The following is a 25120-nucleotide window of genomic DNA, read 5'->3' on the forward strand; positions in this document are numbered from 1 at the left end:
TCTATCTCCGGCGAAAGCACAGTGGCAATCACTCCGCAAATGTGGAGTGTCGTCGCATCAACGTGGAATGGTGAGCCGCTCAGATATCGTGCAGAAGTTTCATCGATGGTGGATGGCCCAGTGCGGCAGCGCGTTCCAGCAAGTGCCTGGCTTCCTGCTGGGCCGGTGTTCGGCCGGTGGCGATCGCCGCGGCGGCACGCAGCACGCCGGGCTCGGACAGGTCCCCGGTGAGCGGGTAGAGGTCCTGTTCGCGCAGGAACAAGGCCAGATGGAACATCGAGTCGGGATCGCCCGCCTCGACCCCGCGGCGCAGCCAGTATTCGCCCGCCGCGGTGTCGCCGTGATCGAGGTGCAGCGAGCCGAGGATCGCCATGGCGTCCGTGCGGCCGCGCCGCACCGCCTCGGTGAGCAGCTCGACGGCCCGCTGGAGATCGCCGCGCCTGGCCACATAGAGACCCAAAGTTCGCATGGCCGTTGGGTTTCCGGCGCGGGCCGCGCGCTCGTACCACTCCTCGGCCGCGTCGTTGCTGCCGCGCCGGTTGGCCACCACGCCCATGTTGCACAACGCCTCCGGCGAGCCCGCCTCGGCCGCGGGCCGCAGCCACCGCTCGGCCTCGTCGAGCTTGCCGCGCTCCAGATGCAGCAGACCGAGTTGCAGGTCCGCACCCGCGCAGCCCGCGGCGATCGCCGACTCCAGCCAGCGCACCGCCTCGGCGATCCGGCCGTGCGTGCCGAGCAGCAGGCCGAGGTCGGCCATCGCGGTCGCGCTGCCGCGCTCGGCGGCCCGGCGGAACCAGTGCTCGGTTTCGGTCAGCTCGTTCGCGTCGCGCAGCAGCTGCGCGAGCTGCTCCATGGCGCCGAGGTCGCCGCGCTCGGCGAGGGCGCGCAGCGTGGCGAGCCTGCGTTCGTGCGCGGTCGGCGCCGGATCGGGGCGCGGGTCGCGGAACAACTGCAGGCCGAACGGATCCACCGGGTGGTCGTCGTCGGGCAGCTCGCCGCGCTCCCGGCTGGCGATGGACTCGTTCCATTCGGCGAATCGGTCGTCGTCCGGCCCGATTTCGACCATCCCGTTGGCGATGGTTCCGTCCGGCTGTTTGCCCTGCCACGGAATCAACAGTCGCCCGTCGGCCAGCCGACGGGCGCCCGAAGCGGGCTGTGTCATGCGGCATCAGCGCGGGTCATCGCGCACCTTTCCGGCTGGGTCGGGCGTGCCGTGCTGGTAACCGTGCGTGTCGGCATACGCGGCGAGTTGGGATTCGTAGCTGCTCAGGCTGTCGAGCAACCAGGTGTCACCAGTGTCCTTCACCACCACGATCGGCCCCTTGGTGCCCGGCGCCAATACCGGCGAGGTGCCGTCGGAGTACCAGGAGGTGGTGGACCAGGGGAAGACGAACGCCCAGCCCACATCGGAAACGTGTCCCTGCGGTCCGAGCTGGAACGGGTCGACCGGAATGGCGAAGCGCGCGCTGTGCTGAGCGAGCAGATGCCGGGCGCTGTTGCGCGCGACCCGGATATCCATCGGCCCCGTCGTGGTGTTCGGGAACGGCAGCGTCGCGTCGGGCATCGCGCTCAGCTGCCGACCGGCGGCCACCGCGACCTGACACGGCCTGCTCTGCAAGCGCAGGAAGATGGTGTGCGCGGTATCGGAGAAACGCAGCTGCACGGTGGCGTCTTCGGTGTGGCCGACCAGGTGCCTGCCCAGGCTCTGCGTCATCTCCCGCTCGTCCGGGACCATGCCGAGGTCGTCGAAGGCCCGCCGCGCCACCGTGATCAGCTCGGGCTCGGCCAGCTGCCGTGCGATGAACTCGACGCGAAAGATCTGCCCGCTGCCGTCGGCGGCCCGCCACGCACGCAGGGTCGTCTCCGGTGGTGTGAGTCCACCGGTGAGCACCGGCCACCAGTCCGAAAGTAGTACCGCGACCCACGACTCGAAGTCGGCGGCTCTGGCCAGCGAAATTTCGGTGTGCGGTTCGGTCATGCTGTCCCCCAGGGGGTCTCGCCCTCCTGTCGGAGTATGCGCCATCGGCCTGCGCGGCAGGTGTGATTTCACACACCGTTACTGTCGATCCAGGGCCGATCGGCCCATTTTGTGCATGCCGGCCCACGGCATCGAGCTACTGTCGTCGCGAAACGCCCAGCTCTGCCGCGTCGGCGCCGAAGCGCCCTCCGCGCGAGCCGACGGGTGCTCGCGACAGCGCTCGGCGCCGGGCGTATCGTGCGGTTATGACCGGATTGGACCGCCCACGGCGGTTGCGCCGTACCCCCGCGCTGCGTCGTCTCGTGGCCGAAACCACCCTGGAGCCACGGCAATTGGTGCTGCCGATGTTCGTGGCCGACGGGCTGGACGAGCCGCGCGAGATCAGCTCGATGCCCGGCGTGCAGCAGCATTCGATGGACTCGCTACGCAAAGCGGCCGTCGAGGCGGTGACCGCGGGTGTCGGCGGCCTGATGCTGTTCGGCGTGCCGCGCCACGAGGACAAGGACGCCACCGGCAGCCAGGCCAGCGACCCGGACGGCATCCTCAACCGCGGCCTGCGCGCGCTGGCCGACGAGGTCGGCGAGTCGACGGTGCTCATGGCCGACACCTGTCTCGACGAATTCACCGATCACGGGCACTGCGGCGTGCTCGCCGCCGACGGTTCCGTCGACAACGACGCCACCCTGCACCGCTACGTCGACATGGCGCTGGCCCAGGCCGCCTCGGGCGCCGACCTGCTCGGCACCAGCGGCATGATGGACGGCCAGGTCGGCGCGGTCCGGCGCGGCCTGGACGCGGTGGGCCGCACCGATACCGGCATCCTCGCCTACGCCGCCAAGTACGCCTCGGCGTTCTACGGCCCGTTCCGCGAGGCCGTCGCCTCGTCGCTGGAGGGCGACCGGCGCAGCTATCAGCAGGATCCGGCGAACCGCCGCGAGGCGATCCGCGAACTCGAGCTGGACCTGGCCGAGGGTGCGGACATCGTCATGGTCAAGCCGGCCATGTCCTACCTGGACATCCTGCGCGACGTCGCCGACCACTCGACCGTCCCGGTCGCGGCCTATCAGATCTCCGGCGAGTACGCGATGATCACCGCCGCCGCCGAGCGCGGCTGGATCGACCGCCGCGGCGCCATCCTCGAGTCGCTGATGGGGATCCGGCGGGCGGGCGCGGACATCGTGCTCACCTACTGGGCGACCGAGGCCGCTCACTGGTTGTCGTGACGAATCTGCCGGGACCGGTCGGCGCCGCGCCCTCGCCCGCGCCGATGCCGGTGGATGTCGGCACCGCCCGGCAATTGTGGTGGGGTGTCATCGGATTCGGCGTAGTCCAGCTGATCGCGTCGGTGGTGGCCGCGCTCTCGCAGCGGCACACCTTCGCCAAGCAGGTCTTCGATCAGGCCAGGGAGAAGGACCCACAGGTCAGCCTGGCCAGCGCCGAACTGATGGTCGCGCTGGTCTACGTCGTGGTGGTGTTCATCGGGCTCGGCGTCGCGGTGCTGGCGCTGCTGATCGTGCATCAATTCGCGCGCGGCAAGCTCTGGGCGCGCACCATGCTGACCATTGTCGGCGCGTGGCTGGTGGTGATCGGCGTCGGCGCGCTGTTCGCGTTCGGCGCGGTGGCCGGGGCGGCCTCACTGGTGGCGGGCGGCGCCGCGATCGTGCAGGCGGTGCTGGCGGGCGGATCGATCTATTTGTCGCACCGCCCGGAATCAACCGCTTATTTCCAGATGAGCCGACGATGAACGGTTGGCGCCCAAGTTTGTCGGGGCAACGTCGGCATGTATCGTGAGGGTTGTCACAGTGGACATGGGAACCGGTAGTTGTTTGTCAGACGTTGTCTTGCATTGCGTAAGAGAATCGGTCAGATGGCTCCGGGGAATCGGAGGCAGCAATGCGAGTGGTGATCCAACAGCCGCAGAGCATTCGGCGCGAATTGGCCGTGCTGAGCCTCTTGGTCCTGTTCGGGGTGCTGACCGTCGTCGTCCTGCTGTGGCCCGGCCTCACTCGCTGATTCTGTTTTCCGCCTTGTCGATTCGCGGTGCTGTGAGCGTCGCGTGACCGAGGAACTCGCCGACTCCGGCGTGCTGTTCGCCGAGCCGGGTGCGCGCTGGCGCACCGTGGCCTACGGGCCCATTCTGTGCGTCATCATCCTGATCATCGAAATGTCGACCGGTAGCTCCGTGCACTGGTTCGCCCTCGTCTTCTGCGGCTCGCTGATCGCGATGTTCGTTGTGCTGCAAGTGATCGCGGGGCAGCGCCACGTCAGCGTCGAACTCACCGCGGCCACGCTGCGCGACGGCACCGAGACGCTGCCCCTCACGTCGATCGATGCGGTGCTGCCCGAACGCGACGAGGATGCCTGGGACGACGAGGAGTGGGAGGAGGCGCGCGCGCTCGGCGAATTGACCGGCGTGCCACGCCGACGCACCGGCATCGGGTTGCGGCTGACCGACGGCAGCCTGGTGCAGGCTTGGGCGAAAGACCATCGAACGCTGCGCGCCGAATTGACCGCGGCGATCGGCCAAGCGCCCGAACCCGCCGACGAGCCGACGCCCGACACCGATGACAAGCACAGCGAGAACGGAGTGGACCGTTGAAGACCTGGATCACCGTGGCCGCCACCGAACTCGGGCTGGTCGTACTCGGACTCGTCGCGGCGGTGCTGAGCTGGCAGCGGGGCATCCAGACCACCACCTTCGCCGCCATCGGCCAGGCACCGGAATTCGTCGCGACCCGCTACGTCGCACCCTGGCTGCTGCTCGCCGCGGTCTTGGTCGCGCTCGCCGGTCTGTTCGCCATCGATGCGGTCACTCGCGTCGTGCGCGCTCGCCGGTCCCGCTGAGGATCGCCGCCGCCCCGCCGTTTCGGCCCGCCGATCGCGGGAATATCGCACCCATGAAGCCCACAGTCACTGTCAAGCGGACTCTCCTCGGTGCCGCGGCCGTCGGCATGATCGGCGCGGCAACGGTGGCCCCGGCGGTCGCAGCCCCCGCCGAGGTTTCCCCGGCCCCACCGACCGCAGTGGTGCCCGTACTCATCGAGACCCCGCCCGCACCCTTGCTACACGCTCTACCGGCCCCGCTGGCCTGCCTGGTGACGACCGGCTTCGCCCTGTGGTGCATCGGCATCACTTAGTAGCGCCCAGGTGCGGTGGCTGCCGGTAGGGATGCGGTCGAATCGGCCGATACCTGGTGAGTTACCCATGTGCGCCGGAAATCAGTTGTTGCGCAGTGTGTCCACACTGCCGTCGACCAGCGTGCACGAGACGCCGCCGGGCCAACGGCGGCTGCTCGGACGTTGCCCGTAATACTTCTGTGGCCGTTAGTATTTCGGCCGTCAACGTGTAACTACCTAGGATTGGGTTTGATGAATCGGCTTGCTGTGAAAGTCTGTGCCGCACTGGCGATTACCGCCGCGATCGGGATCGGCGCCGGGCCGGCGGGTGCGAACCCGGGACTTCCGCTCGAGCCCGCGGGCGACACCTCGATGGGGCAGGTCGACGCACCGGTGCTGGTGCCGGATTCCGGTTCCGCGGGCCCGTACAACGCGTTCATGTGCTACCTGCACACCATTTCGGCGCAGGCACCGTGCATGTACAGCTGAGCGTGGCTCAGTTCCAGTTCTGATACATGTCGAGCACGCGGCCGTTGCGGGTGCCAGGGGCGTTGACGAAGAGGGTGATCGTCCCGTCGGGATGATTGGCCGCCTCCATGATCGCCTGCCGCAGCGACGCGTGCACGCCGCCGTTCTCGTCCTTGTAGATCCCGGTGTCCGCCTTCAGGCCGACGCCGATCCGGTTGAGCGGCACGAACATGGTGACCACGGCCGGAATCGGGCCGTCGGCCATCGACTTGGTCTCCGCATGACTCAGTTGCAGCCCGATCCGATCCGGCTGTGCGACCGGCTCCACCGCGGCGGCCGTACCGGCGCCGAACACGACGGCCGCACTGACGAGCGCGGTGGAAACAGCAGCACTGACCATGGCAAACCGCATAGAAATCCTCCGGGGCAGATGAATGGTGACGCCCGAGATTACGCATCAGCAATCTCGGGGCGATCGAATACGGCGTAAACAGCGCCCCGGCGTGTTGCGGTCTACGTCACGCCCACTACACCCTGTCGTCGAGGCGTTCCGATCGGGCTGAGACACTGGAGGTCGTGAGTTCTTCTCCGCGCGTGACCAGCGCATCGGTGCCGGTTTCTGCTCAGCTCTTCGACCGGGCGTGCTCGGTGATTCCCGGGGGCGTCAACTCTCCGGTGCGAGCCTTCGACTCCGTCGGCGGCACACCGCGATTCATCGCGTCCGCGCATGGCTACACCCTCGTCGATGCCGACGGCAACGAGTACGTCGACCTGGTGTGCTCGTGGGGTCCGATGATTCTCGGGCACGCGCATCCCGCGGTGGTCGAGGCGGTGCAGCGGGCCGCGGTCGGCGGCCTGTCCTTCGGCGCGCCCACCGAGGCGGAGATCGAACTGGCCGAGGCCATCATCGAGCGCGTCGATCCGGTGGACCGGGTGCGCCTGGTGAACTCGGGCACCGAGGCCACCATGAGCGCGGTGCGGCTGGCCCGCGGCTACACCGGGCGCGCCAAGATCATCAAGTTTTCCGGCTGCTACCACGGCCACGTCGACGCGCTGCTCGCCGACGCGGGCTCCGGCGTCGCCACCCTCGGGCTACCGACCTCGCCCGGCGTCACCGGCGCGCAGGCGGCCGACACCATCGTGCTGCCCTACAACGACCTCGACGCCGTCGCCGCCGCGTTCGCCGCGCACCCCGACGCGATCGCCTGCGTGATCACCGAGGCCGCCGCGGGCAACATGGGCACGGTGGCGCCGCTGCCCGGCTTCAACGCGGGCCTGCGCAAGCTGACCGCGGACAACGGCGCGCTGCTCATCATGGACGAGGTGATGACCGGGTTCCGGGTGAGCCGCGCCGGCTGGTTCGGCCGCGAGGGCGTCGCCGGTGATCTCTACACCTTCGGCAAGGTGATGAGCGGTGGCCTGCCCGCCGCCGCGTTCGGCGGACGCACCGAGATCATGAACCACCTGGCCCCGCTCGGCCCGGTCTACCAGGCCGGAACGCTCTCCGGTAACCCGGTCGCGGTCGCCGCCGGCCTGGCCACGCTGCGCGCCGCCGACGATGCGGTGTACGCCGCGCTGGAACGGAACGCGCAACGGCTCGGCGCGCTGTTCGGCGAATCGCTCAGTGCCGCAGGCGTCGAGCACCAGGTGCAGTTCGCAGGCAATATGGTGAGCGTGTTCTTCGCCGAACGCCCGGTCACCGACTACGCCGCCGCCAAGGCGAGTCAGACCTGGCGCTACCCAGCCTTCTTCCACGCACTGCTCGACGGTGGCGTCTACGCGCCGCCGAGCGCGTTCGAGACCTGGTTCGTCTCCGCCGCACTCGACGAGGACGCATTCGACCGCATCGCCGCCGCCCTGCCCGCCGCCGCACATGCGGCCGCGGCCGCCACTCCCGAAGGATCCCGCGCGTGAGCTCCGATCACGATCTGCCCGATGCCGACAAGCGCGAGCTAGCCGAGTCCGCCACTGAATCCACCGCCGACCCGGCCGGGTCGGTCGCGGGGCTCGGCGCGGCTCCGGTCGCCGAGCCCGGTGCCGCCGCGCCGAGTACCGAGCCTGCCGCCGGGGCGATCGCGGGCCTGGGCGCCGGGCCGGTCGTGGACGCCGACGCCGATTCGACCGTCATCGACGCGGGCGCGCACTTCGCCGCCGCCGCATCGGGTCCGGCCGATCAGCTCCCCTCGGTCGAGGAAAGCGGCAGCGCCGCAACGGATTCCGAGCCGAGGCCGAGTGCCGCGAAGGAGCAGCGGATCCACGACGGTGGCACCGCGCCGGTGGAGACGATCGTGCACGTGCTGCGCCACGGCGAGGTGCACAACCCGAACGGGATCCTCTACGGCAGGCTGCCCGGCTTCAGCCTGTCGGTCACCGGCCGCTCGCAGGCCGGTGCCGTCGCGCGGGCGCTGGCCGATCACGACATCGCGGTGGTCATCGCCTCGCCGCTGCAGCGGGCCCAGGAAACCGCGGAACCGATTGCGGCACAACATCATCTGATCGTGCGGACCGACGAGAACCTGATCGAGGCCGGCAACACCTTCGAGGGCCTGCGGGTCTCCGTCGGCGACGGCGCGTTGCGCAAGCCGCGGCACTGGTGGAAGCTGCGCGACCCGTTCACCCCGTCCTGGGGCGAGCCGTACCTGCAGATCGCGCACCGGATGCTGGCCGCGGTGAACAAGGCGCGGGTCGAGGCGGCTGGGCGTGAGGCGGTGCTGGTGTCGCATCAGCTGCCGGTCTGGACGCTGCGCCGGTTCCTGCAGGGCCAGCGGCTCTGGCACGACCCGCGGCAGCGGCAGTGCTCGCTCGCGTCGCTGACCTCGCTGGTCTACCAGGGCGACACGCTCGTCGACATCGTGTACTCCGAGCCCGCCGGTGGTTCGGACCCGTCGGTACACGGCGCATGATTCAGCGCACCGCGTCCGTCGCACCGCCTGCCGCATCGGCACGGCGGGTCGTTGCGGTTCTGCTCGCGTGCCTCGCCCTGGTCGCGGCGCTGGCCGGTTGCTCGAGCGGTAAGGACGCGGTGGCCTCCGGCGGCACCTTCGAATTCGTCTCGCCAGGCGGCAAAACCGACATCTTCTACGATCCGCCCAGCTCGCGCGGCACCATCGGCAAACTGGCCGGACCCGACCTGATGACCTCGGGCAAAACCACCTCGGTGGAGGATTACCCCGGCAAAATCGTGGTACTCAACCTGTGGGGCCAGTGGTGCGGACCCTGCCGCGCGGAGTCGCCCGCGCTCGAAAAGGTCTATGCGGCAACGAAAGACAACGGCGTCGCCTTTCTCGGCATCAACGTCCGTGACCCGCAGCAGGACAAGGCCCAGGACTTCGTCGTCGACAACAAGGTCGGTTACCCGTCCATCTACGACCCGTCCATGCGCACCCTGCTCGCCCTCGGTGGCAATTTCCCGACCAGTGTCATTCCCACCACCCTGATCTTGGATCGTCAGCACCGCGTCGCCGCGGTGTTCCTGCGCCCCCTGCTGGCCGACGATCTGCAACCGATTGTTCAAAAACTCGCCTCGGAGGAAGCACAGTGAATCGCGATCGTCGTACCCGTACCCAGCGTGCCTGTCGCCACCGGCAGGGCGCCCGCCGAATCGGCGGTGCCTGGGCCGTGGACGACCGATGGAAGGGCATCGCCACCGTGCCGCGCAGCGTAGCGGCGGACTCGCTGCTCGACTTCGGCGTGCTGTTCGACCCGGCGGGGGAGACCACCGAGCAGCGCGTCGTGTTGCGCGGCGACACCGAGCCGGCCGAGGAGACGCCGGAGGGGGAGGGCGCTTGAGTCCCCGCGTAACAGCGGTGGCGCGGTGATGGTGCTCGCCGCCGTAGGGGATTCGTTCCAGCAGACCGCCGCGACCGGACCGTTGCTGCTGGCGTTGGGCGCCTGCCTGCTCGCCGGGCTGGTGTCCTTCGCCTCCCCGTGCGTGGTGCCGTTGGTGCCCGGCTATCTGTCCTACCTCGCTGGACTCGTCGGTGCCGAGGCGCCGCCCGCCTCGGTCGCGCAAGCCACCGGGGGAGAACCGAGTTCGGTTGCCGTCGAGTCGGCCAGGCAGGCCGCGCGGGCGGGCAAGATGCGGGTGGCCGGTGCGGCGGGGTTGTTCGTCGCCGGGTTCACCGTCGTGTTCGTGCTTGCCACCGCAACGGTTTTCGGCGTTATTCAGACGCTGAACGTGAATCGTGAACTGCTGCAACGCATCGGCGGCGTGGTCACCATCCTGATGGGTCTGGTCTTCATCGGCCTGATCCCCGCGCTGCAGCGCGACACCAGGATGGAACCGCGCAGGCTGACCAGCATCGCGGGCGCGCCGCTGCTCGGCGGCGTCTTCGCGCTCGGCTGGACGCCGTGCCTCGGGCCGACGCTGTCCGGCGTGATGGCGGTGGCCGCGGGCACCGACGGGACCACCGCGGCGCGCGGCGTGGCGCTCATCATCGCCTACTGCCTCGGGCTCGGCCTGCCGTTCGTGATTCTCGCGTTCGGCTCGGCCAGCGCGTTGCGCGGCGTGGGCTGGCTGCGCCGCAATTCGCGCACCATCCAGATCATCGGGGGCCTGCTGCTGGTCGCGGTCGGCGCGGCGCTGGTCACCGGGGTATGGGATCAGTTCGTCGGCTGGGTGCGCGACGCATTCGTTTCCGAGGTGACGCTGCCGATATGAGTATGAACAGCATCGATTCGATGAGGGGTGGTGGTCGCGCGACGGGTGGGCCCGAAAAACCGCTGACCGAACCGGCGCCGGTGCCCCGGCAATCCCCGCTCGGCCGGGCGTGGGCCTTCGTCCGCAACACCTGGCGCGGGCTGACCAGTATGCGCACCGCGCTGGTGCTGCTGTTCCTGCTCGCGTTGGGTGCGATTCCCGGCGCACTGCTGCCGCAGCGAAACCTCAACGAGCAGAAGGTCGATCAGTACATCGCGAACCGGCCGACGCTCGGTCCGTGGATGGACCGGTTCGAGCTGTTCGACGTGTTCGGCAGCTTCTGGTTCACGGCCATCTATGTGCTGCTGTTCATTTCACTGGTCGGCTGCATCCTGCCGCGCTGCCTCGATCACTATCGCGCGCTGCGCACCCCGCCCGTGCGGGCGCCGCGCAACCTCAGCCGGTTGCCGCACCACTACGCGGGCAGCGCCGACGAGACACCCGACGACGTGGTCGCGCGGGTTCGTAAAGAGCTGCGCGGCTGGCGAACCGAGGTCACGCCGGGCACCCGCGACGGGGAGATCACCCTCGCCGCGGAGAAGGGGTACTCCCGCGAGCTCGGCAATCTCGTCTTCCACCTCGCGCTGGTCTGCCTGCTGGTCGCCATCGCGGTCGGTAAGCTGTTCGGCTACGAGGGCAACGTCATCGTCATCGCGAACGACGGGCCGGGCATCTGCACCACCTCGCCCGCCATCTTCGACTCGTTCAAGGCGGGCAACGTCAACGACGGCACCGGCATGACGCCGATCTGCGTGCGGGTCAAGGACTTCAAGGCCGACTACCTGGCGAACGGTCAGGCCGAGATGTTCACCTCGAACATCGAATACCAGGCCGGCGCCGATCTGCAGAGCAACACCTGGCGCTCGACGGCGATCCAGGTGAACCATCCGCTGCGCGTCGCAGGCGACCGGATCTATCTGCAGGGTCACGGTTTCGCGCCGACCTTCACCGTCACCTTCCCGAACGGGCAGACCCGCACCGAGACGCTGCAGTGGCGGCCCGACGACGCGAGGACCTTCCTGTCCAGCGGCGTGCTGCGCATCGACCCGCCCGGCGGCATGTACGCCACCGACGAGGAGCGGCGCAAGAACCAGATCGCCATCGAGGGCCTGTTCGCGCCGACCGCGCTGTTCCACGGCAGCCTGATGACCTCGTCGTTCCCCACGATGAACGATCCGGCCGTCGCCGTCGACATCTATCGCGGCGACACCGGGCTGGACACCGGAAAGCCGCAGTCGCTGTTCGCGTTGGATCCCGAACAGGTCAAGCAGGGTCGACTGACCAAGGAGGCCAGGGTGAACCTGCGCCCCGGCGAGTCGACCAGCCTGCCCAACGGCAGCAAGGTGACCTTCGACGGCGCACAGGAATTCGCGAACCTGCAGGTGTCGCACGATCCGGCGCAGCAGTGGGTGCTGGTGAGCGCGGTGACCATGATGCTCGGCCTGCTGGTGTCGCTGCTGGTAAAGCGGCGCCGGATCTGGGTCCGGGTCTACCCTGCCGAGGAGGCAGCCGGTACCTTGGGCAAACGACGCACCGTAGTAGAAATGGGCGGGCTGGCTCGGACCGATCAGGCGGGCTGGGGCAGTGAGTTCGACCGACTACGCGCGCGCCTGCTGGACGCCACGCCGGACTCGGCGGCGGACGCGAAGACCACGGGAGAGTAAAGATGCCGATCAACGAGACCATCGCGCGCTACAGCGATTTCTCGTTCAAGACCGCGATCGTGGTCTACGCGCTGGTGCTCGTGCTGCTGATCTGGCAGTACGCCACCGCGCGCAGCCGTCAGGTCGCGGAGCGTGAACTCGTCTCGGTCGGCGGACCGGCCAGCGATCCCGCGGTGCCGGGGCGCATCGTCGGCCCGCCGGAGAAGTCGCTGTCCGAGCGCCTCGGCAACATGGCGTTCTCGGTGCTGGTCGTCGCCATCGCGCTGCACATCGGCTCGATCGTGTTGCGCGGCTTCGCGACGCACCGGTTCCCGCTCGGCAACATGTACGAGTTCGTCACCATGGCAACCGCGGCCGCGGTGCTGATGGGCGCGCTGTTCCTGCGCGAACAGCGGTACCGGTCGATGTGGGTCTTCCTGCTCATCCCGGTCGTCATCCTGCTGTTCCTCGCGGGCACCATCCTCTACGCCGACGCGGCGCCCGTTGTGCCCGCACTGAAGTCGTACTGGCTGCCCATCCACGTCACCATCGTCAGCATCGGCAGCGGCGTCTTCCTCTTCGCCGGCGTCTCCAGCATGTTGTTCCTCTACCGCCTGCGCCAGCCCGAAGGCCAGGAGTCGAACAAAATCCTCGGCGCCATCGCGCGCCGCCTCCCCGACGCCCGCACCCTCGACCGCCTCGCCTACAAAGCCACCATCATCGGCTTCCCTCTCTTCGGCGCGGGCGTCATCCTCGGCGCCATCTGGGCCGAAGCCGCCTGGGGCCGCTTCTGGGGCTGGGACCCCAAAGAAACCTGCTCCTTCATCGCCTGGGTCCTCTACGCCGCCTACCTACACGCCCGCGCCACCTCCGGCTGGCGCGACACCAAGGCCGCCTGGATCAACATCGCCGGCTTCATAGCAATGCTCTTCAACCTCTTCATCATCAACATGGTGATCAGCGGCCTGCACTCCTACGCCGGATTGAACTAACGGCTTCTACCTGCCCGTTCGTTCCGTCTTCGGCATCGGCGGAGTCTTGCTCATCGGTCTCGGTACGCAGTTGACCGGTAGACATGGGAAAACCGTCCCCGAACCGTGGGTGATCGAGGAAGCCCTGGCTGCGATGGACATCGACGACCCGGGGGTGTTTGCCGAGGACTACGACAGCTTCCTGGACGACATCGAGTTGCTGTGCCAGCTCACCGGGGCCCGCCCAACGGTTGCGGACGTCACAGGACCCGCCCGCGTCATCATCCTGCCAGGCGGGTGAACAGCGTCCGCACCGCTTGCCTGTGTCGGGCGGTCAGTTCTTTCCGGCATGGCACAGTGCATGATCGACGAGCGCGCCCGCGGCTTTCTCCTGGGCGAGTTGATGTTCCTCGGTGTCCTGAAGCAGGGTGGACATGGAGATGACGACGCTGCGGGTGCCGTCGTCGGTGACGCCGTCCCTGGTCTTGTAGCCGGTGATGTCGCCGCCGTGCATCCAATACCTTCCACCGCAGGATAATTCGACCGAGAACAGGCCCAGGCCGTAGCGCGCGTCCGGGAAGATCGACCGCACCTCGGCGTCGGTGTCGACAGTCTGCTTCATTTCGGCGAGTTGTTCGGGCCGCAGCAGTCTGCCGCCGAGCAATGCCCGGAAGAATGTGTTGAGGTCAGCGGTCGTGGTGATCAGCGCGCCTGCCGAATCCGCGAATTGACCGATCCGGCCGTCGGTGGTGTCGGCCAGCCCGCTCGATGGCCATTGGGTGTATCCGGTGGCGTGTGGGGTGGGGATCGTGGTCGCCGTCCCGGGGTAGCTTGTGTGTTTCAGGCTGAGTGGGGTGATGATTCGGCTGTTCACTTCCTCGAACCACGGGTTGCCGGTGACTTTGTCGATGATCAGGCCCAGCAGCAGATAGCCGGTGTTGCTGTAGCTCCAGCCGGTTCCCGGGGCGAAGTTCGGCGGGTGCTGCACGGAGGCGGCCACCACCTCCTCGGGGGTTGGGGCGTCGTCGGCGTGCTGCCGGTAGTCGGTGGGCGAGGATAGCTGGAACGGTGGCATATAAGCCACTCCGCTGGTGTGGTTGAGCAGTTGGCGCAGGGTGATTTTCGTGCCGTCGTTGCCGTTGCCCCGCACCACGCCCGGCAACCATTTGTCGACCGTATCGTCCAGCGCGATTTTGCCCTCACCAACCAGCTGCAATATCACGGTGGCGGTGAAAGTCTTGGTCGCGCTTGCCATCCGGAAATACCCGTCCGAAGGAACCGGGCCCTTGCGCGCGATATCGGCGACGCCGCTGGTCACCACGTTATTGCTGCCGTCGGCGGCGACCAGCTTGACCTGTACGCCGGTGACGCCGACATCGCGAATCGCGTCGGCGTCCCGCTGGAGTTCGGTGGTATCACTCGGTGCGGCCGTGCCCGACGCGGAAGGTGGTGCGCTCATCGCGTGGGGGTGAGCACCAGAACCGGGATCACACGCTGTCGCCAGGCTCACCAGCACCGCTGTGGCCAGCACGCGCGGCAATATTGTCTTCCGAGGTAGGAACATCGTTGTCTCCGATCGCGGCGCAGGGGAAGGCACGGCAGCACGGCGAAACACAGGAACCGCAGTACGCCGAGGCAGGTGTGAATGGCTCGGACACCATCATCGAGACGGCACGGCGCAGCGGGAATCCCACTGGCTACCCACCCTGGGTAGTGCTAGCAGGAGCGTGGTCTCCCGACGCGCTGCCTACTTCCTCGCAACAAATCAGCATTCCGCACCTTCGGGAATGTCCCCTCTATGCCGCGACCCCCGCGTTCCAGCCGGGCAGGCCGACGGAACGCGCCGGGGTCGAATCCGAGGTGCGCCACGGTTGACCGCCAATGATTGCTGCTCATGAGCGAGCTCGGCCCGCAGTGGACTCAACCCGAGGTCTGTGAGCGATGCCGCACCCGGTCACCGAACACACTGTGGGAAACCGGACGAGCAGTGCGGCGGCTGGATGCATTGCCGTGCGGCGCAGTGCCAATACTGGCACGACTAGCTGTACTGACCGGACACGTTGCTTGAGAGCATGGCGTTCTGGTCGGCGGTCACCTGGCTGGGGTTGAGTGTCTGTCAGCCAGGTCTCTGGCGAGCTGGCTGATGCGTTTGCGGGCTGCCTCCGGGGTGAGTATTTCGATGTGGTTGCCGAATTGGAGGAGTTGACGCACTGACTCGATGTCGGGGTAGCGGACGACGACGGTGCATGATCCGTCTTCCGCATCGGAGACATCGCGGATGCGTGTGCCGAGGATGCGCCGCGCTAAGTCGAGGCCATGTTCTGGCAGTCGGAAGGTCACGCTCACGCGACCCTGCTGTTCGGTGCGTTCCTTCAACGCCGCCCATCTGGTGCGGAGGGTTTCTCCTGGTCGGAGAGCAACTGGCGCGTCGAGTTGTTCGTAGGCCGAGAGTCGTTCCAGAGCGAACAGCCGGCCGTCCCCCTGGTGATCGGCGACGAGATACCAGCGGCCGGACTTCGCCACGATCCCGTACGGGTCGACCACCCGCGTTGATGCCTGGTTTTCGGCGCTGCGCCTGTAGTGGATTCGCAGTCGGCGGCGGTGTCGCAGGGCCGATGCCAGTTCGGCTACGTCGACCGTTGCCTCTGAATCGGCGAACCATGCGGTGCTGTCCACCAGCACGAGGTCCGCCAGTCGCGGCGGGCTTGGGTACTCAGGGGTTGCGGCCTGGCGGGCGGCGATCTTGCGTGCGGCCGAATCCCACACCGCAGACAGGCCCATGCGCTCACGTTGTGTGCTGTCCAAACCTGCTAGGGAGAGGGCTTCCAGCTCTGATGGTTCCAGGTGGGATGCGTTGAGCCGTGCACCCGGGAGCAGGATGATTCCACCGTTGCGCCCGCGTTCGGCATACACAGGCACACCTGCTGTCGAGAGCGCCTCGACATCGCGCAGCACAGTCCGCCGAGATACTTCCAGACGCTCGGCGAGCTCGGTGGTGGTGATGCGCTGACGGGTTTGCAGGAGCAGCAAGAGACGCAACAGCCTCGAAGCCTTCATGTTGACCAATCTTCACAGAAAAGATGACAGGTTCTGTCGCGATTTGTCGATCAACTGAGGCGGTACCGAAAGTCACCGAGTTGAGGAGCGCTCTATGCCCGCACCGAACCTGTTCCTGATCGGCGTCCGCGACGCCAAGGCCGCTACCACCTTCTACAGCGACCTGTTCGAGATCGAACCGACCTTCACCAGTCCCCACTACGTCGCTTTCGAGGTTGCCCCCGGCGTCCTGTTCGCGCTGTGGACCGGCTACAGCGAGCACGCGGTCCCGAACACCCCTCGCACAACCGAGGTCGGACTGATGGTGCCGGGACCAGCGTCTGCAGTTGACGAGATCTTCACGAGGTGGGTCTCGAAGCGAGTCCACGTCGTGGAAAAGCCGCACAACGCTGTCTTCGGTCGCACATTCGTGGTCACGGACCCCGACGGCAACCTCATCCGGGTCTCCCCGGTGGACTGACCTTAACGCCCCATACCCGCCAAGTCCGTCTCGAAGGGCCGCCCACACACGATGGTCGGCCCTTCGGCCCTGTCCAGGAGTGCAGAAATGGCACATCCGAATGCTGTCCTCCCCCCGCGTCACCGCATGAAAGTCGCTCGACTCGTCGTAGACGACGGCTGGCCAATCAGCGAAGTTGCCGCCCGATTTCAGGTGTCCTGGCCGACCGTGAAGAGGTGGGTCGACCGCTACCTCGCGGGCGAGTCCATGCAATCGGGCGGCTCGGCGCAGGCAGTTGCTCAGGGCCGCTCGGAGTCTTGCTCTGGCTGGTATCGGAACGCGAAAACGCCAAGCGTGGGCCAATATGAAGGGGCGACTGGATGACATCGACCCGTAGCTGCTGCGCTGCGGGTGCTGTTGGGTCGCAACAGATTCGGGCCGATTCGGCGGGTGGATTGCCCGCTGGAAACGGTGAGTTGTTGTCGGAGGACGGATTAGACTCGGGCGGGTGGGGCGAGGTCCGTCGGCGCTCGGTGATCTGGCGTCGGAACGACGGCCACCGAGGCGGACGATCTGGTTACGCCTGGCGGTGGTCGCGGGCGTTGCTGTCGTTGTGGTGGTGGCCGTGGTCGTGGTCGGGCTCAGGGCGCACGACAGTGACGAGGACGGCGCCGTCGGCGCGGTCATCACCACGACTACTCGCTCGGCGGACACCACCCCGGTTTCCGCAGTCTGGAACATTCCACAGGCTTTCCTGGGCACCTGGCACGGCGTCGCCGTGGACGGGCCACGCGAGTTCGACGTCGAGTTGATCATCAAGCCTGGCAAGAACTCCGAGGAACTCGTCCTGTCTTCCCAATCCGACCGGGTCTCCGGCGGTCGCTGTGACAGTGTCGAACGGGTGATCACTGTCGATGAGGCCGAGCTGACTCTGGTCGCTCGCCGAACCGGGGGCAGCGATTGTCCCGACGGCACCACCTCGACGATTCGCCTCGGATCGGACAGCTCGATCACCTACACCGCCGCCACCCGCACCGGCACCCTCCGCCGCAGCTAGTCGGCGGACCGCCCGCGTTCCAAGCGGCGGACATCCGAACGCTATTGGGCCACAACAGGTTCGGGCTGATTCGTCAAAGGGATTGTCAGGTGCACAAGCGGCAGCCCCGCACCTCGATCGGGCACGAGGGCGGGGCTGCCGGCCACCGGGGCGGGTGCCCCTGCTTACACCTCCAGGTCTTCCTCGATGCCCTTGAGGCGGTGGCGGGCCAGTGCGAGATTGGCTCGGTTGCGGTCCAGCGCGAGATAAAGGAACAGGCCCTTGGACTTTCGGCCGGTCATCGGACGGATGATGTGGTACTGGCCGGACAGCGTGATGAGGATGTCTTCGATGCTGTCGTTCAGGCCGAGCTGTTCCATGGTGCGCATCTTGGCGCGCACGACCTCGGTGTTACCCGCGCCGGCGACCTGAAGGTCCAGCGCCTTGGAACTGCCGAGGGTGCCTAGCGCCATGCCGCTGTTGTAGTCGACGACCGCGGCGCCGAGCGCGCCGTCGATCACCATCATGTCCTTCAGTGACAAATCCAGGTTGGACATGCCTATTCCTTTCCTTGGGGTTTCGGTCCCTGGTCTTTGCCGAGGTTGTTCGCGATGGCCGCCATATGGTCGGCGATCGTGCGGGCCACCGGCCGGGACTCCAGGTGCAGCCTGCCGACGTTCACCTCGGGGCCCGCCAATACGGTCAATGAGGTCCAGCCCGCCGCGTAGACGACGACGTGCCCCTCGGTGCCGTGCACGACGACCTCGTGGAACCCGCCGCCGTTCGCGGTGATCGCCAAGCGATAGGACAGCGAAAGCTGCGCGGCGGCCAGCGCGGCCATTCCGGCGGGCTCGATATGCGCGGGTAGATCGTGCGCGACAAGTAGTCCGTCGCTGGACGCCACCACCGTTCCGGTCAGTCTCGGCACGCGTTCGCGTAGCGCCGTCAATTCCGCGAGTACCGCCGCGTTCGGTTCGGGGCCGGACATCGACACCTTGGTCAACCTTCCCATCAGTTCGCCGAGCAGTTTTTTCCGCGCGGTCACGCGTCCTCCAAAGCAGCCCGCAGGCGGACAAGCAAGTCGGGGTCGACCGGCTTCCAGCGGTCCGGGGCCGGCACCGGTGCGGTCGGTCGCACCCGGCGTCGGCGGGGTGGTGGCGTCGCCTCGATGACCGGCGGGGCGGTCGTCGATGGTGCGGGCATGACCTGGACGGGTGGCTCGATAAGCCCGGCCGCGGTCAGTTCCCGCACCGCGACCAGACACCCGTAGCTGGTCCGGCCGAGGTAGTCGCCGATACCGGCGACGCTGCGTCGAGCGTCCGCGGCCGCGAGCACTTCGGCCTGGCCGCCGGTGAGGACGATGCGCCGTCGCCTGCCGCGGCGGACGGGTACGACCGGCGCGCGATCGACCAGCTGCGCGGGCCATGGCGTCGACTCGGGATCGCCGCGCCGCTCGCACTCGTGGACGAGTACGTGCGGGGTGATCCGGCAGACGGTGGCGAGCCAATGTGGTGGCGTGGGCCGGAATTCGGGGACCGAAGGCGACGCGAGCAGGAAATAGGCGGCATCGAACACCGAGAGCATTGCCAGGGTTTCCAGCCTCGGCTGTTCCAGCAATCGGCTAGCGTCACCACCCTCGGCTCGGCGCCAGTCGTCTGCGGTCGCCACGCCTGCCTCCATGACGAGCCGGGCAAGTCCGCTCGTGCGCAGGCAGTCGGCCGAGGTGATCGCTCCCTCGGTGAGCTGAAATGCGCCGTCGCCGACGAATAGCACGCCGGTGCCTTTCGTTATTTCCAGTCGTCGCAGTTCATCGGTGAGTTCAACGCTCATGACCCGGCCCGACGAATTCGGCGAGAATTCCGCGGAGCTGGAATCGCGCTATCGCCAGATTTCCGGTGTCGTCGTCGAATAGGACGTGCATGAAAAGGCGACCGTCGAAGTCGCCGTTCACCAGATTGAGCAGATGGAATCCGTGGGTACCGCAGACGATGAGCTCGGTGAGGTCCTCGCCGTCGCGACCGGTTGTCAGCGCGGGGCAGTCGAGCACCGCGCGCATCACGTCGGTGGTGGCCGCGGCGCCTTCGTGCTGGTCGACTACGTCGTGTCGGCCCGCCGCGGCGATTGCCAGGCCGCTCGCGCCATCCACCAGGGTCGCGCTGCGCGCACCGGGAATGTCCATGATGCGTTCCAGACAGCCGTCAACACCGATCACCGCGTCACCACTTGTCGTATCAGGGGTTCAAGAATTCCAGAGATTACACACTGCTGGTGTGTGACGCGCGGTAAATGCCGCAAAACTTTGCTCTAAAAAATCGGGCCAGGCCGGAAAAGGAAACCTGTCGGTATTCGGACCTTGCAGTATCTATTACCCTTCAGTATTGAATACCTTGCGGTTCGCTGATTCGGCTCGACGCCATAATTTGCTATCGGTCGGATGCCGAGCGGTGTCGACCGCTGGCTCGATCTGCCGGAATCGAGTCGGCCCGTGGCGTTGGGGCGGTGTGGGACGGGTGTCGAGACCGCGGCCGAGTGGGGTGCGCGGCGCGGATCGAGCGACGGCGGCAAACCTCAGCGGGCCGGCTCCGATCGCGGGCGTCCGGTGGCGGATTTGTCAGCGTGACTTCACTGGAATTAGTTCGACCGAAGAGTCCGTTTTCGGAATAGTGTCCGGCGTCACTTGGCTTCTCGGGTGATAGCCAGCGCGCAAACAGTGGCGCAGATCACGTACCACCCGGCGTGCCGTTCTGCGAAACGCCGTGTCCTGTCTACATGCGATGCGCTGACCCGGCGCACAGACGGTTGAGGAGCGGGCTCTTGGATTCCGATTACTTCACCTATCTCCCGGCCGCGGTGGCCGACGCGGACGGGAGTTTGGTCGAGCAGTTGAATGACGGCGCGTTGCGCAAGCTGGTGCAGACGGCGGCCGGGCTCTCCGTGGAGGCGCAGCACTACCTGGCGATGCTCGCGAATCGACTGCGGGCGAGCGAGGGCTTACATGCGCGCAACTACGCCGATGGTGAGATGTAATGCGCGGGAGGGGGTCCGGGCCGAGCGTTCAGCGCTCGGTGGAGTCGGAGTCTCCGTTGCGATGCTGGCGGGATAGCCGCCAGAGAAACTCGGGGTCGTCGTCGGGTCCGACGACGCGCTTGCGTTGCGGTGAACGCGAGTGGGTGGCGGACGGTCCGGCAGTTCTCTCGGGGCCGAACGCTTTCCAGCACAACACCGCGACTGCCACTACCGCGATGAGTGCCAACAGGTACGTCACGTCGCTCACCTCCTGGTTATGAGGGTAGTCCCGTGCGTAGCTCTCGCACACCGCAGACGTGAAATAGATACGCCGGGTGGGCGCGGGCCCCGGCACGATGGGCCCGCGCGGCCCGCAGTCAGCGTGCGGTCGCCTCAGTGGTGAGCGACTTGAGCAGCTGCATTACCTCTGATTCGCGGAACCGGCGATGTCCGCCCGGTGTGCGCAACGACCCGAGACGCCCGGCATGAGCCCATCGGGTGACCGTCTTGGGGTCGACGTGGAACATGGCAGCAACCTGCCCTGGTGTCAGCAGGGTGTCCTGGCCGCCGACGGTGATCGCACTCATAGCAAACCTCTCCGTTCTCGACAGTTCCCTCATCAGATGGCGTCATCGTTGCACTGAAACCCCTAGGTACTCGAACCACCTACTGTTGGTAAAGGGGAAGTAATAGACAAATCGGATATGCTGCCGACCTCGGCGACAGGCGCGCGCTGAGGGCGGGCAACAGCTTCGCATAGGCTGAGCGACGTGAGTGACGCAACTCCACCGGATGGTGTGCCAGGACAGCAAACCGCTGGCGCGGGTCAGCGCCTTGCCCGCAACCTCGGTCTGTACACGGTGGCCAGGCTGGCCCTGGTCGTGGTGATCACGCTGCTGATCGTGGGGCTGGCCCGGCTGGTCAAGGTGGACATCCCGCTGGTGGTCGCCGCCCTGTTCGCCCTGATCATCGCCATGCCGCTGTCGCTGATGCTGTTCAAACGGCTGCGCGTGCGGGTCAATGAGGACATCGCGGTGGTGGACGAACGCCGCCGCCACGACAAGGCGCAACTGCGGGCCCGGTTGCGCGGCGATGACCATGAGGACAATCAGGGGGCATCGTGAAGTCCTGTGATCGCAGCACCCCGCGCGACTGGGTGGACAACGCGGTCCGGCTGATCGACGCCGACGCCCAGCGCAGTGCCGATACCCACCTGTTGCGGTACCCGCTGCCCGCCGCGTGGAACGTCCAGCTGTATCTGAAGGACGAGTCCACCCATATCACCGGCAGCCTCAAGCACCGGCTGGCCCGATCGCTGTTCCTCTACGCGATCTGCAACGGCTGGGTTACCGAGGGCACCACGGTGGTCGAGGCCTCGTCGGGCTCGACCGCGGTGAGCGAGGCGTACTTCGCGAAGCTGCTCGGCCTGGATTTCGTCGCGGTGATGCCGGCCAGCACCTCGCCGCAGAAGATCGCGCTGATCGAAGCGCAGGGTGGCCGTTGCCATTTCGTGCAGCGCCCGCCCGACATGTACACCGAGGCGGCGCGGCTGGCCGCCGAATGCGGCGGCCACTACATGGATCAGTTCACCCACGCCGAGCGCGCGACCGACTGGCGCGGCAACAACAACATCGCCGAATCCATCTTCGAGCAAATGACTTTGGAGTCGCATCCGGTGCCGGACTGGGTGGTGGTCGGCGCGGGCACCGGCGGCACCAGCGCCACCATCGGCCGCTACATCCGATACCGCAGGCACGCAACGAAATTGGCCGTGGTCGACCCGGAGAACTCCGCGTTCTACGGCGGCTACGAGACCGCCGACTCGGGCTATGAGACCGGAATGTCTTCGCGCATCGAGGGAATCGGCCGCCCGCGGGTGGAGCCGTCATTCGTCGGCCAGGTGGTCGATCGGATGATCGGCGTGCCCGACGCGGGTTCCATTGCGGCAGCGCGCTATGCGAGCAAGGTGCTCGGCCGCCGGGTCGGCGGTTCCACCGGTACCAACCTGTGGGGCGTGTTCGCGATCATCGCCGAAATGCTCGCCGCCGGTCGCGGTGGCAGCGTGGTCACCCTGCTGTGTGACGGCGGAGATCGTTATGCCGGAACGTATTTCGACGACGCCTGGGTCGAATCGCAGGGCCTGAGCCTCGCTGAGCCGACCGCGATCCTGGACAAGTTCGCCGCCACCGGCGCGTGGGCGGGCTGACCGCACCCAGCCGTTCGTCATCACCAGCCGAAGGCCACCGTCATTCGGGACATCGCGCCCGATCGAAGGTGGCCTTCGCGCTGTGTCCGGTGTTTCGCCGACCGTGAACAACTCTCGTGTCAATTTTTGTTGACATCCACCCGATGTGTCAATCAAAATTGACGACATGACTGAAGCAACCACTCTGGCGGCCGCCGCGGGCAGCCCCGACCCCAAGGTCGGGCTGCGCGCGGTGCTCGCACTGCGGCGGCTGCTCGAACGTCTGGAAGCCATCCAGGTGGCCAATGCCCGTGAACAGGGCTGGTCCTGGCAGGCGATCGCGGAGGCGCTCGAGGTCAGCAAGCAGGCAGCCCACCAGAAGCACAATCAGAGAGGCAGGAACCGCTGATGTTCGAACGGTTCACCAAGTCGGCGAGGACGGCCATCGTGATGGCCCAGGAAGACGCGCGCGAACTGCGCTCGCCGAACATCGAGATCGAGCACGTGCTGCTCGGCCTGCTGTCGCAGGGCGAGGACGAACTGAAGGCGCTCTTGGCCGAGGCGGGTGTCACGCACGAGAGCGTGATGACCGCGCTGGCGGCGCAGCGCAAGGGTGAACCGCTGGGGAGTGAACCGCTGGGCGAAGAGGACGCCGAGGCGTTGCGCTCGATCGGTATCGACCTCGACGCCGTGCGTGAGTCGCTGCAAGCCAATTTCGGCGAGGATGCGCTCGACCGTCCGATACCCGAGGGACGGCGCGGTCCGTTCGGTTGGGGCCGTGCCGTCACCTACGGCCACATCCCGTTCACGAAGGACTCGAAGAAGGTGCTCGAGCTGTCCCTGCGGGAAGCGCTGGCCCGCAAGGACAAGACCATCGAATCCGGGCACGTGCTGCTCGGCATCCTGCGCGCACCCAACCAGACCACCGTGCGCCTGTTCGGCGGTTCGGAGCCGATCCACGACCTGCGGCCCAAGGTGCACGCGCTGCTCGATCGCGCGGCCTGAGATAGGGGACATGTGTCGTCGTGGCGGATCGACAACGGTCGCGGAACTCGGTGCGGTCACGCCGCGCGACCGCCGCGAAATGCGTTTCGAGACGACACATGTCCGCTCGGTCGCATAACATGCGCGGCCGGACGAAGTCCGTTGTCAGCCGCGTCGGGCCGAGCGCAGGCGAGGCACTCGCTTTAGCATGGGCGCATGCAGCTTCTGATTCGGTTGATCATCAACGGCGTGGCCATCTGGCTGGCCGCCGCCTGGGTCGACAAGATCGACATCATCAGTCCGGCGGACAACGGCAATGTCGGCAAGGTCCTCGTCGTGCTGGCCGTCGCTGCGGTGTTCACGGTGGTGAACGCACTGGTCAAACCGATCGTCAAGCTGCTGTCGCTGCCGCTGGTGATCGTCACGCTCGGTCTGTTCCTGCTGGTGATCAACGCGCTGATGCTGTGGCTGACCGCGAAGATCACCGAGACCACCGACTACGGCCTGCGCGTCGACGGCTTCTGGGCCGCGGTGATCGGTGGCTTGATCGTCTCGATCGTGAACTGGGTGCTGGGCATCTTGGTCCCGGACGGCGACGACTAGCCGGGATCAGTTCGTCACCCGAAACTGATGGCCAACGCGGTGAGCGCCGACCAGGCGAGCATCGCGAGGCCGGAGTCGCGCAGCGCCGGAATGAGTTCCAGGCCGCCCTTGCCGGACCGGACCGGCGCGTTGGCGCGCACTGCGAGCGGAATGGCCAGCAGGCCCACCAACGCGAACGGGGTGCGCGCTACCAGGAGCAGCGTGCCGATGAACGGGATGGCGAGCAGCGCGAGCTGCAGCGTCCTGGTCCGCGGGTCGCCGAGTTTGACGGCCAGGGTGACCTTTCCGGACTGCGAGTCGGTCGGGATGTCGCGCAGGTTGTTCGCGACCAGCACCGCGCTGGAGAACGCGCCGACCGAGACCGCGAGCACCACGCCCGCCCAGTCGATCTTTTCCGCCTGCACGAACTCGGTGCCGAGTACACCGACCAGGCCGAAGAACACGAACACCGCGATCTCACCGAAGCCGCTGTAGCCGTAGGGCTTACTGCCGCCGGTGTAGAACCAGGCGCCGGCCAGGCAGGCCACGCCGACGAGCAACAACCACCAGGCCGTGGTCGCGGCCAGGATCAGGCCGACCACCGCGGCGATGCCCAGGCTCAGGATCGCCGCATTGCGCACCGCGGCGGCCGAGGCCAGCTTCTGCCCGACCAGCCGCACCGGGCCGACCCGCACGTCGTCGGTGCCGCGAATGCCGTCGGAGTAGTCGTTGGCGAAGTTGACGCCGATGATCAGGGCCAGCGAAACCAGCAGCGCGAGAACGGCTTTCCACCACACGGCACCGTCGAGCGAGGCGGCGGCGCCGGTGCCCGCCAGCACCGGGGCGATTGCGTTCGGCAGGGTGCGTGGACGCGCGCCCTCGATCCATTGCGCTGCTGTAGCCATCCCCGCAGCATAGTGTCGCGGTCGGACAATAGCCGCTCAGCGCCAGCGCTC

34 protein-coding genes and 1 pseudogene are annotated in these 25120 nt (G+C 67.2%); 23 read left to right on the forward strand and 12 right to left on the reverse strand.

The window, feature by feature from the left end:
- Window positions 1-79: 79 nt before the first annotated feature.
- Both ABZ942_RS23870 and ABZ942_RS23875 read right to left on the reverse strand, forming a co-directional pair.
- Entirely contained in the window at window positions 80-1162 is a 1083-nt protein-coding gene (locus ABZ942_RS23870; protein ID WP_357385448.1) for a tetratricopeptide repeat protein, read from the reverse strand.
- A 6-nt stretch (window positions 1163-1168) separates the two neighbouring features.
- Complete coding sequence (locus ABZ942_RS23875; RefSeq protein WP_357385450.1) at window positions 1169-1978, reverse strand: hypothetical protein; 810 nt, start codon at window positions 1976-1978, stop codon at window positions 1169-1171.
- Window positions 1979-2223: 245 nt separating this feature from the next.
- Between ABZ942_RS23875 and hemB the strand changes: the two genes are divergently transcribed.
- From hemB to ABZ942_RS23905, 6 genes are all read left to right on the forward strand, one after another.
- Window positions 2224-3201 (forward strand): porphobilinogen synthase, encoded by a 978-nt coding sequence (gene hemB / locus ABZ942_RS23880; RefSeq protein WP_357385452.1) that lies wholly within the window; start codon window positions 2224-2226, stop codon window positions 3199-3201.
- Entirely contained in the window at window positions 3198-3722 is a 525-nt protein-coding gene (locus ABZ942_RS23885; RefSeq protein WP_357385454.1) for a hypothetical protein, read from the forward strand. Before hemB ends, ABZ942_RS23885 begins: the two co-directional genes overlap by 4 nt.
- A 312-nt stretch (window positions 3723-4034) precedes the next feature.
- Entirely contained in the window at window positions 4035-4577 is a 543-nt protein-coding gene (locus ABZ942_RS23890; RefSeq protein ID WP_357385456.1) for a hypothetical protein, read from the forward strand.
- Window positions 4574-4822 (forward strand): hypothetical protein, encoded by a 249-nt coding sequence (locus ABZ942_RS23895; RefSeq protein ID WP_357385458.1) that lies wholly within the window; start codon window positions 4574-4576, stop codon window positions 4820-4822. Before ABZ942_RS23890 ends, ABZ942_RS23895 begins: the two co-directional genes overlap by 4 nt.
- Before the next feature lie 53 nt (window positions 4823-4875).
- Entirely contained in the window at window positions 4876-5115 is a 240-nt protein-coding gene (locus ABZ942_RS23900) for a hypothetical protein (RefSeq protein WP_357385460.1), read from the forward strand.
- A 231-nt stretch (window positions 5116-5346) separates the two neighbouring features.
- A complete protein-coding gene (locus ABZ942_RS23905) occupies window positions 5347-5583 on the forward strand; it encodes a hypothetical protein (protein ID WP_357385462.1) in 237 nt (78 codons plus the stop codon).
- Window positions 5584-5590: 7 nt separating this feature from the next.
- Here ABZ942_RS23905 and ABZ942_RS23910 read toward each other — a convergent pair whose 3' ends face one another.
- Window positions 5591-5974, reverse strand: a complete 384-nt coding sequence (locus ABZ942_RS23910; RefSeq protein ID WP_357385464.1) for a hypothetical protein — start codon at window positions 5972-5974, stop codon at window positions 5591-5593.
- A gap of 164 nt (window positions 5975-6138) precedes the next feature.
- On the opposite strand from ABZ942_RS23910, the gene hemL reads away from it, so the two are divergent.
- The 8 genes from hemL (at window position 6139) to ABZ942_RS23950 (ending at window position 13176) form a co-directional block, all read left to right on the forward strand.
- Entirely contained in the window at window positions 6139-7476 is a 1338-nt protein-coding gene (gene hemL, locus ABZ942_RS23915; RefSeq protein WP_357385466.1) for a glutamate-1-semialdehyde 2,1-aminomutase, read from the forward strand.
- A 338-nt stretch (window positions 7477-7814) separates the two neighbouring features.
- Window positions 7815-8465: a histidine phosphatase family protein gene (locus tag ABZ942_RS23920; protein ID WP_357385890.1), complete on the forward strand. Its 651-nt coding sequence runs from the start codon at window positions 7815-7817 to the stop codon at window positions 8463-8465.
- Window positions 8462-9103 carry a TlpA disulfide reductase family protein gene (locus tag ABZ942_RS23925; RefSeq protein ID WP_357385468.1) on the forward strand — a complete coding sequence of 214 codons (642 nt, stop codon included), beginning with the start codon at window positions 8462-8464 and terminating at the stop codon, window positions 9101-9103. Before ABZ942_RS23920 ends, ABZ942_RS23925 begins: the two co-directional genes overlap by 4 nt.
- Window positions 9100-9351, forward strand: a complete 252-nt coding sequence (locus ABZ942_RS23930) for a hypothetical protein (protein WP_357385469.1) — start codon at window positions 9100-9102, stop codon at window positions 9349-9351. The genes ABZ942_RS23925 and ABZ942_RS23930 overlap by 4 nt, the downstream gene beginning before the upstream one ends.
- A gap of 28 nt (window positions 9352-9379) precedes the next feature.
- Complete coding sequence (locus ABZ942_RS23935) at window positions 9380-10222, forward strand: cytochrome c biogenesis CcdA family protein (protein ID WP_357385891.1); 843 nt, start codon at window positions 9380-9382, stop codon at window positions 10220-10222.
- Between the two features lie 20 nt (window positions 10223-10242).
- Window positions 10243-11925 carry a cytochrome c biogenesis protein ResB gene (locus ABZ942_RS23940; RefSeq protein ID WP_357385893.1) on the forward strand — a complete coding sequence of 561 codons (1683 nt, stop codon included), beginning with the start codon at window positions 10243-10245 and terminating at the stop codon, window positions 11923-11925.
- 2 nt (window positions 11926-11927) lie between these two features.
- Complete coding sequence (gene ccsB, locus ABZ942_RS23945; RefSeq protein WP_357385471.1) at window positions 11928-12896, forward strand: c-type cytochrome biogenesis protein CcsB; 969 nt, start codon at window positions 11928-11930, stop codon at window positions 12894-12896.
- A 70-nt stretch (window positions 12897-12966) separates the two neighbouring features.
- On the forward strand, window positions 12967-13176 hold the full coding sequence (locus tag ABZ942_RS23950; RefSeq protein ID WP_357385473.1) for a hypothetical protein: 210 nt from the start codon (window positions 12967-12969) through the stop codon (window positions 13174-13176).
- Between the two features lie 33 nt (window positions 13177-13209).
- Here the strand turns inward: ABZ942_RS23950 and ABZ942_RS23955 are convergent, their stop codons facing one another.
- Both ABZ942_RS23955 and ABZ942_RS23960 read right to left on the reverse strand, forming a co-directional pair.
- Entirely contained in the window at window positions 13210-14334 is a 1125-nt protein-coding gene (locus ABZ942_RS23955; protein ID WP_357385475.1) for a serine hydrolase domain-containing protein, read from the reverse strand.
- Between the two features lie 632 nt (window positions 14335-14966).
- Window positions 14967-15932, reverse strand: a complete 966-nt coding sequence (locus ABZ942_RS23960; RefSeq protein ID WP_357385477.1) for a WYL domain-containing protein — start codon at window positions 15930-15932, stop codon at window positions 14967-14969.
- A 94-nt stretch (window positions 15933-16026) separates the two neighbouring features.
- On the opposite strand from ABZ942_RS23960, the gene ABZ942_RS23965 reads away from it, so the two are divergent.
- From ABZ942_RS23965 to ABZ942_RS23975, 3 genes and pseudogenes are all read left to right on the forward strand, one after another.
- On the forward strand, window positions 16027-16392 hold the full coding sequence (locus tag ABZ942_RS23965) for a VOC family protein (protein WP_357385479.1): 366 nt from the start codon (window positions 16027-16029) through the stop codon (window positions 16390-16392).
- Window positions 16393-16479: 87 nt separating this feature from the next.
- A pseudogene (locus tag ABZ942_RS23970) lies at window positions 16480-16644 on the forward strand (helix-turn-helix domain-containing protein); the annotation flags it as partial.
- Window positions 16645-16879: 235 nt separating this feature from the next.
- A complete protein-coding gene (locus ABZ942_RS23975; protein ID WP_357385481.1) occupies window positions 16880-17428 on the forward strand; it encodes a hypothetical protein in 549 nt (182 codons plus the stop codon).
- A gap of 164 nt (window positions 17429-17592) precedes the next feature.
- Here the strand turns inward: ABZ942_RS23975 and ABZ942_RS23980 are convergent, their stop codons facing one another.
- From ABZ942_RS23980 to ABZ942_RS23995, 4 genes are read right to left on the reverse strand one after another with little or no spacing between them, the layout of a single operon-like run.
- Window positions 17593-17964 (reverse strand): hypothetical protein, encoded by a 372-nt coding sequence (locus ABZ942_RS23980; RefSeq protein WP_357385483.1) that lies wholly within the window; start codon window positions 17962-17964, stop codon window positions 17593-17595.
- A gap of 2 nt (window positions 17965-17966) precedes the next feature.
- Window positions 17967-18452, reverse strand: coding sequence for a roadblock/LC7 domain-containing protein (locus tag ABZ942_RS23985; protein ID WP_357385485.1), 486 nt, complete (start codon window positions 18450-18452; stop codon window positions 17967-17969).
- Window positions 18449-19237 carry a hypothetical protein gene (locus ABZ942_RS23990; protein ID WP_357385487.1) on the reverse strand — a complete coding sequence of 263 codons (789 nt, stop codon included), beginning with the start codon at window positions 19235-19237 and terminating at the stop codon, window positions 18449-18451. Before ABZ942_RS23990 ends, ABZ942_RS23985 begins: the two co-directional genes overlap by 4 nt.
- A complete protein-coding gene (locus ABZ942_RS23995; protein WP_357385489.1) occupies window positions 19227-19619 on the reverse strand; it encodes a hypothetical protein in 393 nt (130 codons plus the stop codon). The genes ABZ942_RS23990 and ABZ942_RS23995 overlap by 11 nt, the downstream gene beginning before the upstream one ends.
- A 602-nt stretch (window positions 19620-20221) precedes the next feature.
- Here ABZ942_RS23995 and ABZ942_RS24000 point away from each other — a divergent pair.
- Window positions 20222-20434, forward strand: coding sequence for a hypothetical protein (locus ABZ942_RS24000; protein ID WP_357385491.1), 213 nt, complete (start codon window positions 20222-20224; stop codon window positions 20432-20434).
- Window positions 20435-20462: 28 nt separating this feature from the next.
- Here the strand turns inward: ABZ942_RS24000 and ABZ942_RS24005 are convergent, their stop codons facing one another.
- Together ABZ942_RS24005 and ABZ942_RS24010 are read right to left on the reverse strand one after the other, a co-directional pair.
- Entirely contained in the window at window positions 20463-20672 is a 210-nt protein-coding gene (locus ABZ942_RS24005) for a hypothetical protein (RefSeq protein WP_357385493.1), read from the reverse strand.
- Window positions 20673-20790: 118 nt separating this feature from the next.
- Window positions 20791-21000: a BldC family transcriptional regulator gene (locus tag ABZ942_RS24010; RefSeq protein ID WP_040739417.1), complete on the reverse strand. Its 210-nt coding sequence runs from the start codon at window positions 20998-21000 to the stop codon at window positions 20791-20793.
- A 183-nt stretch (window positions 21001-21183) separates the two neighbouring features.
- Here ABZ942_RS24010 and ABZ942_RS24015 point away from each other — a divergent pair, with 183 nt between their 5' ends.
- The 5 genes from ABZ942_RS24015 to ABZ942_RS24035 all read left to right on the forward strand — a co-directional run bounded on the left by ABZ942_RS24015 (window position 21184) and on the right by ABZ942_RS24035 (window position 24185).
- On the forward strand, window positions 21184-21537 hold the full coding sequence (locus ABZ942_RS24015) for a DUF4229 domain-containing protein (RefSeq protein WP_357385495.1): 354 nt from the start codon (window positions 21184-21186) through the stop codon (window positions 21535-21537).
- Window positions 21534-22619, forward strand: coding sequence for a PLP-dependent cysteine synthase family protein (locus tag ABZ942_RS24020; protein WP_357385497.1), 1086 nt, complete (start codon window positions 21534-21536; stop codon window positions 22617-22619). The genes ABZ942_RS24015 and ABZ942_RS24020 overlap by 4 nt, the downstream gene beginning before the upstream one ends.
- A gap of 166 nt (window positions 22620-22785) precedes the next feature.
- Window positions 22786-23007: a helix-turn-helix domain-containing protein gene (locus ABZ942_RS24025; protein ID WP_357385499.1), complete on the forward strand. Its 222-nt coding sequence runs from the start codon at window positions 22786-22788 to the stop codon at window positions 23005-23007.
- Window positions 23007-23603 (forward strand): Clp protease N-terminal domain-containing protein, encoded by a 597-nt coding sequence (locus tag ABZ942_RS24030; protein WP_357385501.1) that lies wholly within the window; start codon window positions 23007-23009, stop codon window positions 23601-23603. Before ABZ942_RS24025 ends, ABZ942_RS24030 begins: the two co-directional genes overlap by 1 nt.
- A gap of 195 nt (window positions 23604-23798) precedes the next feature.
- The gene (locus tag ABZ942_RS24035) at window positions 23799-24185 is read left to right on the forward strand and encodes a phage holin family protein (protein ID WP_150399786.1); all 387 of its coding nucleotides are present in this window, start codon (window positions 23799-23801) and stop codon (window positions 24183-24185) included.
- Between the two features lie 14 nt (window positions 24186-24199).
- On the opposite strand, the gene ABZ942_RS24040 is transcribed toward ABZ942_RS24035, so the two are convergent.
- Window positions 24200-25069, reverse strand: coding sequence for a 1,4-dihydroxy-2-naphthoate polyprenyltransferase (locus ABZ942_RS24040; RefSeq protein WP_357385503.1), 870 nt, complete (start codon window positions 25067-25069; stop codon window positions 24200-24202).
- Between the last annotated feature and the right edge of the window lie 51 nt (window positions 25070-25120).

It is taken from the genome of Nocardia sp. NPDC046473 (genome assembly GCF_040645995.1).
Classification (GTDB): Bacteria; Actinomycetota; Actinomycetes; order Mycobacteriales; family Mycobacteriaceae; genus Nocardia.